Below are 12,746 nucleotides of genomic sequence, written 5' to 3' on the forward strand. Positions count from 1 at the left end.
CCCGGCGGCCTGTGTGCCGTTGTTCCGTGTCAGTGGAGGCGCATTATAGGGAGTTATTCCGGCCTGACAAGGGGAAATTTTAAATTATTTTCCGACTGCTTTCTTTTTAAGCAAAACCACCTCAAACCGCCAGTTTTTCGAGCGTTTCGAAACCGTAACGCTGTAAAACGGGTATTAATTGCTCGGTCTCTGGCGTCATTGCCATGCAGAAAGCAATATTAGCATCCGCTGATTTGGCATCCGGCGCTTCATGCTCTAACAACCAGGCCGTGCGACGCGCAATCGCCGCCCCGGAATCCACCAGCCTTGTCCCTTCAGGAAGGACCTGCAACAGTTCTTCCTGTAATAGAGGGAAATGGGTACATCCCAGAACAACCGTGTCGGGCGGTTCCGGCATCCGCAGCCAGGGTCTCAGGATACGGCGTAGTTCTTCCAGCGATACGGGTTCACCGTGCAGTTTGGCTTCCGCCAGTTCCACCAGTTCTGCCGATCCCAACATCGCTATCTGACATTCATTCGCGAATCGCGCTATCAACTCATGGGTATAAGGGCGTTTTACCGTGCCACGCGTTGCCAGCAACCCGACGATGCCGTTGGCGGTCAGCCTCGCAGCGGGTTTAATCGCAGGAACGACGCCCACAACCGGGAACGCGAATTTTTCACGCAATGCAGGAAGAGAAACCGTACTGGCCGTATTACAGGCGATTACCGCAAGTGAGAGAGGATAACGCTGCTGCACTGCGGTAACGATCTCGACGACGCGCTCGACAATAAACGCTTCGCTCTTTTCCCCGTAAGGAAACGCGACGTTATCGAAAGCATATATATAGTGGAGATTCGGCAGGAGATGCCGAATCTCATCGTAGACCGACAACCCACCAACGCCGGAATCAAACACCAGCACGGTGGGACGTGGATCAGAAGGTGTAGCTGCCAGACAAGTAGTACTCTCGTCCTGCAGTTTGGTAGCCATAAGCTGTCTCGTAATCTTTATCGAACAGGTTGGCGATTTTACCACGAACTGTCAGGCGATCGGTGATCGGATACGATGCAGAAACATCAACAGTGCTATAGCTCGGCAAGATTTGCTGGGTGTTATTGTACTGGGAGGTGTTGTTATCGTAGCGCTTGCCGTAATACTGCCACGATACATCCATATCGACGTTAAACATCGTCCAGTCCAGTTGATACTTCGCCTGGCGCTTCGAGCGTCGGGCTAACACTTCACCGTTGTCGTCATTACGCGGATCGACATATTGCAACGTGACACGATGGCTAAAGATGCCGGTATCAAAGCTGCCCGTCCATTCCACGCCTTTAATGGTTGCCGCATCAATATTGTCATACTCACCCTGGTAGGTGTTTGGATCAAAGTAGTAAGTGATCAGGTTAGTAATCTTGTAATGGTAGGCAGACAGGCGCCAGTCCAGCGGACCAGTGAGCCCTTCCAGCCCGGCCTCCCACTGTTTAGACTCTTCCGGTTTCAGGTTAGGATTCGCGTTGATGCCAAAACGGGTAGAACCAAACTGCTGCCCCAGAGATGGAGACAGGAACCCGGTACCATAGCCGATAGTTACTCGATAGTTGTCGATAAACTCCCATCCAGCCGTCGTCTGCCAGGTACCATGCCAGCCAAACTGTTCATCATGATCTTCACGCCCTGAAGCCTCCAGCGTTACATCGCCGAATTGTTGCTGACCGGTCAGGTATAAACCGGTGTTATCGCGTTTATATGTGTCCGAAAGCGCGGTATCGGATGAGGTCAAACGCTGCTGCTGCCAGTCTACGCCAGCGCTAACGGAACCGTGCCCCACGATAAGGTTATTACCCCATTGCAGGTTACGCTGGGTCATGCGATCGAGCGTCGTACCGTCATGATAACGACCATAAATACTGCTGTAGTTATAGTCCTTCACCTTCTGGTAGCTGGCGAGAAGTTGTGAAGAGTAAATCCCGGAGTTGAATTTCAGACCTGCATCCCAGCTCTGATTGTAGAGTTGCGATTCATCAGCACTGTAGGCCGGAATGGACGGCGGGCTTCCCAGATCGTAATCAGAGTTGTTGGTATAACTGTGACCACGGAAAAAACCATCGAAATTATCATTAAATTTATGTTCGAGGCTGCCCCAGAATGCCTTGCTGCGAAAACCATCGCGGTCGCGATCGTGATCCCAGGTTGAGCCGGGCTGTACGTTAAAGCCTTTATTGCCCTCATAAGAACCCGCTACCGTGGCGACAGTGTCGCCAAAGCGATGGCGCAACGTACCGTCATATTGCTGATAACCTTTTGAACCAACGCCCGCGGTAATTTTTGACTGTTCTTGATCGGAGTGCGTAATAACGTTAATGACCCCACCCATTGCGCCGGAACCATAAATCGCCGAGCGTGGTCCACGAATGTATTCCACGCGTTGCACCAGCGATATTGGAATCTGATTCAGATCGGGGTTATTCGTAATGCCGGGGCGGGTCATGGGGACACCATCGACCAGAACCAATACCTGTTTGGCTTCCGTACCACGAATAAATAAAGAAGAAGACTGCCCCATGCCGCCGTTTTGATTGATATCAACGCCTGGCAGGCGGCGCATCACATCATTCAAATTCTTCGCTTGCCAGCGGTCGATATCCTCACGCGTCACGACATCAGCAGGCGCCAGTACGGTATTAACAGGTTGTTGAAAACGATTTGCGGTGACGATCAGGGTGTCTGGGTTAGTATCCTGCGCCCAGCCAGAAAATGCCGTGACGGAGAGCGCCGTCAGCAGCGAAGATTTTTTAATCATTGTAAAGCATCCACAATATAAGAAGGATGCCGCAGGCTTCATCGATAGTACGCGATGATGAACACCAGATGCGACGTTAGCCGGCAGGTCTTCGGGCTTGGAAGGTTATCCTCAGGATACAAGAGATGATGACTTCCCGCCGGGTGGCAGTGTCTGCTTATGCTCTCATCTCACCTTTCCTTACCGCTGCGCGTCAGCTCCAGATTCGCACTGGATTCCCTATTAACTCACAGGACCGGCTCACGGATGCTACATTCTGTAACAATCTACGTCCAGACCGCATATCACAATATCGGAAATCATCAATGACTGGACATCTGATGAGCAATCCCTACAATCCCCGCGTACTTTTATTTTTCAGGATGCATCATGACCCCCGAACACCTTCCGACAGAACAGTATGACGCGCAGCTAGCCGAAAAAGTGGTGCGCTTGCAGAGTATGATGGCGCCGTTTTCTGACCTGGTCCCGGAAGTGTTTCGCTCGCCAGCCAGCCATTATCGGATGCGCGCCGAATTTCGCCTGTGGCATGACGGCGACGACCTGTATCACATCATTTTTGATCAGCAGACGAAAAGCCGTATCCGCGTCGACAGCTTCCCGGCGGCCAGCGAGCTGATTAACCAGCTGATGACGGCGATGATTGAAGGCGTGCGCCATAATCGCGTCCTGCGCCATAAGCTGTTCCAGATTGATTACCTCACCACGATGAGCAATCAGGCGGTGGTTTCTCTGCTGTACCATAAAAAGCTGGATGATGAGTGGCGCCAGGAAGCGGAAACGCTGCGGGATGCGCTGCGAGCGCAAAACCTGAATGTGCATCTGATTGGCCGGGCGACCAAAACCAAAATCGAGCTGGATCAGGATTACATTGACGAACGTCTGCCCGTGGCGGGAAAAGAGATGATCTACCGTCAGGTAGAGAACAGCTTCACGCAGCCCAATGCCGCAATGAATATTCAGATGCTGGAGTGGGCGCTGGATGCAACCAAAGCGTCGAAAGGCGACCTGCTTGAACTGTACTGCGGCAACGGCAACTTCTCATTGGCTCTGGCGCGTAACTTCGACCGGGTGCTGGCAACGGAAATCGCCAAACCGTCAGTCGCCGCAGCGCAGTACAACATTGCCGCTAACCATATTGATAACGTGCAGATTATCCGTATGGCCGCCGAAGAGTTTACGCAAGCGATGAACGGAGTACGTGAGTTTAACCGTTTGCAGGGCATCGACCTGAAGAGCTATCAGTGTGAAACGATTTTTGTCGATCCACCGCGTAGCGGGCTGGACAGTGAAACCGAGAAAATGGTGCAGGCGTATCCGCGTATTTTGTACATCTCCTGCAACCCGGAAACACTGTGTAAGAACCTGGAAACATTAAGCCAGACGCACAATGTGTCACGTCTGGCTCTGTTCGATCAGTTCCCGTATACGCACCATATGGAATGCGGCGTGTTACTCACTGCCAGATAAAACGTAGGCCGGATAAAGTGGTTACGCCGCCATCCGGCATTATTCCGCGACTTCCTGCTTGCGGTTACGCATCTTAAAGCCAATCCAGAATACCAGAATCACCGACAGCACCGCCGGGAAGAAGTTAGAACCGATATCCGGGTATTCCGCACGTACCACGGTGCTGTACAACAGCACACCGAGGATAAAACAGGCGGCAGCCAGCCCCGGCAAGCCGACAGGCATAGTGCGGTTTTGATAACGTTGATGCAGGCAATAAACCGCCAGCACCAGCGCGATAATCGGGAATACAGAAAACGGCACGATGGAGCTAAACAGCGCCGCGAATGTGCCATTGATCGATAAGCCAGCGACCAGCGCCAGCAACAGCGTACCTTTATCTTGACCTGACTGTTTCATTGCTCGTCCTTCACGTTACTCGGAGTGATGTGCCATCTTCTCTTGTTCACGGCGGTACCAGTAATATGCCCCTTTCGCAATCATGCGCAGTTGCAGTACCAGCCGCTCTTCCAGCTGTCGGCGTTGTTCCGCACCAACATCCAGCGCCTCGGCACCTGCACTAAACACAATCGTCACCATCGCTTCGGCTTGCGCTTCAGTGAACGCGCGCGGCATATGGTTTTCGAGTTCCAGATAGTCCGCAAGTTCCGCGATGAAATGCTGAATCTCACGCGCGACTGCGGCGCGAAACGCGGCCGAGGTGCCGGAACGTTCACGCAATAATAAACGGAAGGCGTTAGGATTGTTGCCGATGAACTCCATAAATGTGGAGACCGAGGTACGGATCACACTGCCGCCTTTGGCAATACGCTGACGCGCCTGGCGCATCAGTTGGCGCAGCATTAAACCGCTCTCATCCACCATCGTCAGGCCAAGCTCATCCACATCGCGGAAATGGCGATAAAATGAGGTTGGCGCAATGCCCGCTTCACGCGCTACTTCGCGTAAACTGAGACTGGCGAAACTCCGTTCGGCGCTCAGTTGACTGAATGCGGCTTCTACCAGCGAACGCCGGGTTTTTTCTTTTTGTTGCGCTCTAACGCCCATCACGATGTCTGAATCCTTCCATATGCCTTATCTGGCACTATACCAGAGAACAAACTTAATCTGTTTGTTCAGCTTTGTGAATGATTGTTTACAGGCTGTTTGTGCTCCAGCTCCACAAAAAAGCACAACGATAATTGGGTTAAAGGCGCGCGAATGTTATCATCGTGTTTATTTTATGTATAAAAACAGGTGAGTAATACCATGCCACATTCCTGGGATTATGATGCAATCGTCATAGGTTCAGGCCCCGGCGGCGAAGGCGCTGCAATGGGTCTGGTTAAGCAAGGAGCGCGAGTCGCCGTTATTGAGCGTTATCACAACGTTGGCGGCGGTTGTACCCACTGGGGCACCATCCCGTCGAAAGCGCTCCGCCATGCCGTCAGCCGTATCATCGAATTCAACCAGAACCCCCTCTACAGCGACCACTCCCGACTACTTCGTTCTTCCTTTGCCGATATTCTCAACCATGCCGATAACGTCATTAATCAACAAACGCGCATGCGGCAGGGCTTTTATGAGCGCAACCACTGTGAAATATTGCAGGGTAATGCGCATTTTGTTGACGAAAACACCCTCGCGCTGGAGTGCCACGACGGTACGGTCGAAACCCTGACGGCGGAGAAATTCGTGATTGCCTGCGGGTCGCGTCCTTATCACCCGGCCGACGTTGATTTCGCGCATCCACGTATTTACGACAGCGACTCAATCCTTAGCCTGCATCACGAACCTCGTCACGTCATCATCTATGGTGCCGGGGTGATCGGCTGTGAATATGCGTCAATCTTCCGGGGAATGGACGTCAAAGTTGATTTGATTAACACCCGCGACCGTCTGCTGGCGTTTCTTGATCAGGAGATGTCCGACTCTCTCTCTTACCACTTCTGGAACAGCGGCGTGGTTATTCGCCATAACGAAGAGTACGAGAAGATTGAAGGCTGCGACGACGGCGTCATTATGCACCTGAAATCCGGTAAAAAGCTGAAGGCCGACTGTCTGCTGTACGCCAACGGACGCACCGGTAACACCGATTCACTGGCGCTGGGAAATATCGGTCTGGAAACCGACAGCCGTGGGCAACTCAAGGTCAACAGCATGTACCAGACCGCGCTGCCGCACATTTACGCGGTGGGCGATGTGATTGGCTATCCGAGTCTGGCTTCCGCCGCTTACGACCAGGGTCGAATTGCCGCGCAGGCGCTGGTGAAAGGCGAAGCGACCGCCCATCTTATTGAAGATATCCCTACCGGGATTTACACCATCCCGGAAATCAGCTCTGTCGGCAAAACCGAGCAGCAATTGACGGCGATGAAAGTGCCTTACGAAGTCGGACGTGCGCAGTTTAAGCACCTGGCGCGCGCGCAAATCGTCGGGATGAACGTGGGAACGCTGAAGATCCTGTTCCATCGGGAAACAAAAGAGATTCTGGGGATTCACTGCTTTGGCGAACGCGCAGCCGAAATTATTCACATCGGCCAGGCGATTATGGAACAGAAAGGCGGCGGTAACACCATTGAGTACTTCGTTAACACCACCTTTAACTACCCGACAATGGCGGAAGCCTATCGGGTAGCGGCGCTAAACGGCTTAAACCGCCTGTTTTAACGCTTTGTCGAAATGGCCATCCATCTCCACACGGATGGCCTCCGCCAGTTGCTCATAGCGACTGCGCAGCGGCGATCCCGGACGATAAACCAACCCAACCGTACGCTTAGGTTCCGGCTTAATGCACGGCAGGTAGACTACGCCATCACGCTTACGCTCCTGCGGAACCGCCAGCGCAGGCAGTAAGGTAATACCGCTCCCCGCCGCAACCATGTTGCGCAGCGTTTCCAGACTGGTCGCCCGGAAATGGGTGTCTTCATCCGCGCCCGCCTCAAAGCAGAAGCCCATCGCCTGATCGCGCAGGCAGTGCCCGTCTTCCAGCATCAGCAGTTTTTCACCCGCCAGATCGGACATCGGCACACGATCGCGATTCGCCCACGGGTGATCCTCATAGATCGCCAGCATCATGGGTTCATCAAACAGCGGCACTTCGATAAACGCCTCGCTCTCTTTCACCAGCGCCAGGATCACGCAGTCAAGCTTGCCGCTGTCCAGTTGCGCCAGCAGCTGGTGCGTCTGCGCTTCATGCAGATACATTTCCAGCTTCGGGAAGGTCTGATGCAGCATCGGAATAATATGCGGCAGCAGGTAAGGGCCAACCGTTGGGATCAGGCCGATATGCAATGGGCCAGACATCGTCTCACCTTGCTGGCTTGCCATCTCCTTGAGCACTTTGACCTCACGCAGCACGGTGCGCGCCTGATCCACCAGCAGTAAACCTGCCTGGGTGAACAGAACTTTACGACTCGTACGCTCCAGCAGCATTACGCCCAGTTCATCTTCCAGCTTACGGATTTGCCCGCTGAGCGTCGGCTGGCTGACGTGACAGGAGTCCGCCGCACGCCGGAAATGGCGGTGTTCGGCTAATGCCACCAGGTATTCAAGATCACGAATATTCATTATTCATCCTCCGTCGCCACGATAGTTCATGGCGATAGGTAGCATAGCAACGAACGATTATCCCTATCAAGCTTTCTGTCTAATAATACATCACAGAAACGGAGCGGTACCTCTTTAACCCTTGAAGTCACCGCCCGTTCAAAGAGTTTTTCTCAACTCGAAATAACTAAAGCCAACGTGAACTTTTGCGGACCCTATGGTCCGCTTTTTTTTTGCATAAATAAAATAAGCCCGACGTGATGCCAGGCTCTGATGACTGTTGCCGAATGGCGACGGTTCACAATTTTTTGTAGGCCGGATAAGGCGTCACCCGGCACCACGCCAGTTACGCCAGACGCGCCTTCGCGTAGTCGATCGCCTGCGCAACCTGCTGCGGTGAAACACCGCCTTTCGCCGCACGTTTATCCAGGCATGATTGCAGCGACAGAATCGGATACACATCATCGCCAATCACAGCGCTAAATTTTTGCAGGTCAGCCAGTGACAGATCTTCCAGCGGTTTTCCCTGTCGAATCGCTTCCACCACCGTTTCACCCACAATATGGTGCGCTTCACGGAACGGCACGCCTTTGGCAACCAGATAATCCGCCAGCTCAGTCGCATTCGCATAGCCCTGCTGCGCCGCTTCCTGGCAGCGCGGACGTTTTACCTGAATGCCGTCCAGCACCAGCGCCGCCATGTGCAGGCAGTCCAGCCAGGTATCGAGCGCATCAAACAGCCCTTCTTTGTCTTCCTGCATGTCTTTGTTGTACGCCAGCGGCAGGCCTTTCAGCGTCATCATCATCGCCGTTAACGCCCCCTGCACACGGCCGCACTTGCCACGGATCAGTTCCAGCGCATCCGGGTTTTTCTTCTGCGGCATCAGCGATGAACCTGACGTCACGCGATCGGAGAGTTCCACAAAGCCCGCTTCACCGGTATTAAAGAAAATCAGGTCTTCCGCAAAGCGCGACAGGTGAACCATGCCGATAGACGCGTCGGACAGCAGTTCCAGCACATGGTCACGATCGGACACGCTGTCCAGACTGTTACGCGTCGCCGAGGCAAAGCCCAGCCAGCCTGCCAGCTGTTCACGGTCGATTTCATACGCCGTACCCGCCAGCGCGCCGCAGCCTAACGGGCTGACGTCCAGACGCTTGAGCGCATCCTGCAAGCGGCTCTCATCACGCGCCAGCATTTCCACATACGCCAGGCACCAGTGGGCAAACGTCACCGGCTGCGCGCGTTGCAGATGGGTGTACCCCGGCATGACGGCATCCTGATTATTCTGCGCCGTCTCTACCAGCGCGCTTTGTAACTGACGGTTAGCAGACAGCAGCTCGGCGACCGTATCTTTGCACCATAGCTTCAGGTCGGTCGCAACCTGGTCGTTACGACTGCGCCCGGTGTGCAGCTTTTTACCCAACTGGCCGACTTTATCGATCAGTTTACCTTCCACCCAGCTGTGAATATCTTCCGCGTCGCTTTCCAGAATCTGCTGCGGATTCACCCGAACCTCTTCCAGCAGCGCGCTCAGCGCCTCTTCCAGTTGCAGTTGCTCATCCGCAGTCAACACCCCAACCGTGACCAGAGCTTTGGACCAGGCCACAGAGCCGACGATATCCTGCTCGGCCAGGCGGTAATCAAAGCGCAATGAGTCATTAAACTGTTTGAACCGTTGATCCGCTGCCTGTGTAAAACGCCCACCCCAAAGTGCCATAACATGCTTCCTTAATATCTTGAATTTCAATGCCGGATGGCGCTTAGCTTATCCGGCCTACAGGTTCGGTTCACCCAGGCCCGATGGCGTGGCCGCCATCGGGCACAAAATAGTTTAAGCCAGAATACGCGTACCGATCGGCGTACCGTTAAACAACGCCGGAAGCTGCTCGGCATGACGCCAGGAGGCGATATCCACCGGGCGCCCCAGCGTGCGGGCGGCGTCCAGCGCCGCATTCACCTTCACAATCATGCCGTCGGTAATGATGCCCTGATCGATCAGCTGTTCCGCTTTGGCCGCCGTCATCTCGGCAATGCGCTGACCTTTGCCATCCAGAATACCGCTTACATCAGAAAGCAGGATCAGATCCGCCCCCAGCGTTGCCGCCAGCGCCGTCGCCGCCTGATCGGCATTGACGTTCATCAGTTGCCCTTCTTCGGTCACGCCAATGGAACTGACCACCGGCAAGAAGCCGCCTTCCAGCAGCGCGTTAATCAGCTTAGGCGAACCTGGCTGCGCCAGTCCAACGTGGCCCAGCTCTTCATCAAGCTGGGTCACTTTTACGCTATCGCCGTCGCCGAGATACAAGCCAACGGACGCGATATGGTGTTTTTTCGCCCACGCCAGCAAGGTTTTATTGGCGGTTCCCGCCAGCGCGCCGGTGATGATGTCAATCTGATCGGCGGGCGTCACGCGCAGGCCATTTTTCTTTTTCACCGGCAAATTTAACTGTTTCATCAGCTCATCCACAACGCAGCCGCCGCCGTGCACGATAATCAGCGGACGCTGATGCGACTCGCGGTAATTGACCAGCGCGGTAAACAGACGCTCCAGCGCCTCTTCGCTATCCAGTAATACGCCGCCCAGCTTGATAATTAATGGATTCATCATTGCACCCTTAAATAAGAGACTGCGTTTCAGCAAAGCCGAAACGGATATTTGCGCACTGCACAGCCTGCGCCGCTGCGCCTTTCAACAGGTTATCTTCGGTCGCCACCACGATCAGGTGCTCGCCCTGAACGGCAAAGCCAATATCGCAGAACGGCAGCCCGACCACATTCTTCAGCGCCGGAACGCCCTTGTCATATAGCCGCACCAGCGGCTTGTCGCCATACGCCTGCTGCAACGCTTGCACCACCTGAGTATGGGTAACGCCAGCGTTCAGGCGGCAGGTGATCGTTTCCAGAATCCCGCGCGGGAAGTTCCCCAGATGCGGCGTGAAAATAACCTCTGCCCCCAGATGGGTGGCGATTTCCGGCTGATGACGATGGGTAAAGACGCCATACGGTTGCAGGCTGACTTCACAGAAACTGTTCGAAAGCGCCGCCTTACGCCCGGCGCCGCTCACGCCGCTGGTTGCGTTAATGACCGGCCACTGGTTGAGATCCAGCAGACCTGCGTCAATCAGCGGTTTTAACGACAATTGCGCCGCCGTCGGATAGCATCCCGGCACCGCAATCAGATTCGCTTCTTTTAGCTTGTCCGCGCTCCACTCCGCCAGGCCATACACCGCCTGTTCCAGCAGCTCAGGGTGCTGATGGGTAAAGCCATAATATTTTTCGTAGAAGGCGCTATCATTAACCCGGAACGCACCGGAGAGATCAAACACAACGCAGCCCGCATTCAGGAACTGCGGGGCCAGGTCGTGGCTCACTTCATGCGCGGTGGCGAGAAACACCACATCCACCCCGCCGCTGAACTCGCTAATATCAGACATTGGCTGCAATGGCAGATCGACAATGCCTTTTAACTGCGGATGTAAATCAGAGATTAGCTTTCCTGCATCATTGCTTTGCGCTGAGACGGTTAAAGCGGTTATGGTCATATCAGGATGACGATTTACATAGGTCACAAGCTCTGCGCCAGCGTAACCGCTGGCACCCACAATCAGCGTATTCAACATCGGGGCTGTTCACCTTCTTATGTCTGGTTGCCTGGTTAAGCCGTAACAACTTCACCTTACAGTTGGTGGGTTTTCTTACGCTCAACGTTAATGTATTTTTATTCACAAATAATGCATGAATATTGATACTATCATGACCCGAGGTGTGTCAACAATGAAAAACACTTTACCGCCATTTATCGAGATTTACCGCGCTCTGATTGCCACACCGTCGATTAGCGCTACCGAAGAAGCGCTCGATCAAAGTAATGCGTCTTTAATCACTCTGCTGGCAGACTGGTTTAAAGATCTGGGCTTCAAGGTTGAGGTTCAGGCAGTCCCCGGTACGCGCAATAAATTCAATATGCTGGCAAGCACCGGACAGGGTGCTGGCGGTTTGTTGCTGGCGGGCCATACCGATACCGTTCCCTTTGACGACGGACGCTGGACGCGCGATCCGTTCACGCTGACCGAGCACGATAACAAGCTCTACGGGCTGGGTACGGCGGACATGAAAGGCTTCTTTGCTTTTATCCTCGATGCCCTGCGTGACGTGGATGTGACGACGCTGAAAAAACCGCTGTATATTCTGGCTACCGCCGATGAAGAGACCAGCATGGCGGGCGCGCGCTATTTCGCTGAAACCACCGCCCTGCGCCCGGACTGCGCGATCATCGGTGAACCAACGTCCCTGCAACCGGTGCGTGCGCACAAAGGCCACATTTCAAACGCCATCCGCATTCTGGGGCAATCGGGCCACTCCAGCGATCCGGCGCGCGGGGTTAACGCCATTGAGCTGATGCACGACGCCATTGGCCGCATCATGCAGCTGCGCGATGACCTGAAAGAACGTTATCACTACGCGGCGTTTACCGTTCCTTATCCGACATTAAACCTGGGCCACATTCACGGTGGCGACGCCGCGAACCGTATCTGCGCCTGTTGCGAGTTGCATATGGATATTCGCCCGCTGCCGGGCATGACGCTGAACGATCTCAACGGATTGCTCAACGATGCGCTGGCGCCCGTGAGCGAGCGCTGGCCGGGCCGTCTGACGGTGTCCGAACTGCATCCGCCGATTCCCGGCTACGAATGCCCGCCTGACCATCAACTGGTGGAAGTGGTCGAGAAACTGCTGGGCGCGCAAACCGAAGTGGTGAACTACTGCACCGAAGCGCCGTTTATCCAGACCTTGTGCCCAACGCTGGTGCTTGGCCCGGGTTCGATTAATCAGGCGCACCAGCCGGATGAATATCTGGAAACGCGTTTTATCAAGCCAACCCGCGAGCTGATTACGCAGGTTGTCCATCATTTCTGCTGGCATTAACTGCTTATCACCTCGCTAACCCTTTAGTGGTAA

General features: G+C 54.3%; 11 protein-coding genes and 1 riboswitch. Of the genes, 3 read left to right on the top strand and 8 right to left on the bottom strand.

Annotated features, from left to right (window positions below; all coding sequences use genetic code 11):
- Positions 1 to 121: 121 nt before the first annotated feature.
- A complete protein-coding gene (gene murI / locus OGY62_RS00015; protein ID WP_071259495.1) occupies positions 122 to 973 on the bottom strand; it encodes a glutamate racemase in 852 nt (283 codons plus the stop codon).
- The gene (gene btuB, locus OGY62_RS00020; RefSeq protein ID WP_114848748.1) at positions 918 to 2,786 is read right to left on the bottom strand and encodes a TonB-dependent vitamin B12 receptor BtuB; all 1,869 of its coding nucleotides are present in this window, start codon (positions 2,784 to 2,786) and stop codon (positions 918 to 920) included. The genes murI and btuB overlap by 56 nt, the downstream gene beginning before the upstream one ends.
- Before the next feature lie 65 nt (positions 2,787 to 2,851).
- Positions 2,852 to 3,041: riboswitch (cobalamin riboswitch) on the bottom strand.
- A gap of 114 nt (positions 3,042 to 3,155) precedes the next feature.
- On the opposite strand from btuB, the gene trmA reads away from it, so the two are divergent.
- Positions 3,156 to 4,256, top strand: a complete 1,101-nt coding sequence (gene trmA / locus OGY62_RS00025; RefSeq protein ID WP_049011802.1) for a tRNA (uridine(54)-C5)-methyltransferase TrmA — start codon at positions 3,156 to 3,158, stop codon at positions 4,254 to 4,256.
- Positions 4,257 to 4,295: 39 nt separating this feature from the next.
- On the opposite strand, the gene OGY62_RS00030 is transcribed toward trmA, so the two are convergent.
- Both OGY62_RS00030 and fabR read right to left on the bottom strand, forming a co-directional pair.
- Positions 4,296 to 4,655, bottom strand: a complete 360-nt coding sequence (locus OGY62_RS00030; protein WP_012133827.1) for a YijD family membrane protein — start codon at positions 4,653 to 4,655, stop codon at positions 4,296 to 4,298.
- Between the two features lie 15 nt (positions 4,656 to 4,670).
- Positions 4,671 to 5,306, bottom strand: a complete 636-nt coding sequence (gene fabR / locus OGY62_RS00035; protein WP_047459767.1) for an HTH-type transcriptional repressor FabR — start codon at positions 5,304 to 5,306, stop codon at positions 4,671 to 4,673.
- A 198-nt stretch (positions 5,307 to 5,504) separates the two neighbouring features.
- Here fabR and sthA point away from each other — a divergent pair, with 198 nt between their 5' ends.
- Positions 5,505 to 6,905 (top strand): Si-specific NAD(P)(+) transhydrogenase, encoded by a 1,401-nt coding sequence (gene sthA, locus OGY62_RS00040; RefSeq protein WP_012133830.1) that lies wholly within the window; start codon positions 5,505 to 5,507, stop codon positions 6,903 to 6,905.
- Here sthA and oxyR read toward each other — a convergent pair.
- The 4 genes from oxyR to argC all read right to left on the bottom strand — a co-directional run bounded on the left by oxyR (position 6,888) and on the right by argC (position 11,407).
- Positions 6,888 to 7,805, bottom strand: coding sequence for a DNA-binding transcriptional regulator OxyR (oxyR, locus tag OGY62_RS00045; protein ID WP_286458825.1), 918 nt, complete (start codon positions 7,803 to 7,805; stop codon positions 6,888 to 6,890). The two genes, sthA and oxyR, sit on opposite strands and share 18 nt — an antisense overlap.
- Positions 7,806 to 8,130: 325 nt before the next feature.
- Positions 8,131 to 9,504, bottom strand: a complete 1,374-nt coding sequence (gene argH, locus OGY62_RS00050; protein WP_060815948.1) for an argininosuccinate lyase — start codon at positions 9,502 to 9,504, stop codon at positions 8,131 to 8,133.
- A gap of 114 nt (positions 9,505 to 9,618) precedes the next feature.
- Complete coding sequence (gene argB / locus OGY62_RS00055; RefSeq protein WP_200074150.1) at positions 9,619 to 10,395, bottom strand: acetylglutamate kinase; 777 nt, start codon at positions 10,393 to 10,395, stop codon at positions 9,619 to 9,621.
- A gap of 7 nt (positions 10,396 to 10,402) precedes the next feature.
- The gene (gene argC / locus OGY62_RS00060; RefSeq protein WP_286458828.1) at positions 10,403 to 11,407 is read right to left on the bottom strand and encodes an N-acetyl-gamma-glutamyl-phosphate reductase; all 1,005 of its coding nucleotides are present in this window, start codon (positions 11,405 to 11,407) and stop codon (positions 10,403 to 10,405) included.
- A 154-nt stretch (positions 11,408 to 11,561) separates the two neighbouring features.
- Between argC and argE the strand changes: the two genes are divergently transcribed.
- Positions 11,562 to 12,713 carry an acetylornithine deacetylase gene (argE, locus tag OGY62_RS00065; RefSeq protein ID WP_024130656.1) on the top strand — a complete coding sequence of 384 codons (1,152 nt, stop codon included), beginning with the start codon at positions 11,562 to 11,564 and terminating at the stop codon, positions 12,711 to 12,713.
- Positions 12,714 to 12,746 lie beyond the last annotated feature (33 nt).

Source organism: Citrobacter sp. CK198 (genome assembly GCF_030333295.1).
Lineage (GTDB): Bacteria > Pseudomonadota > Gammaproteobacteria > Enterobacterales > Enterobacteriaceae > Citrobacter_B > Citrobacter_B koseri.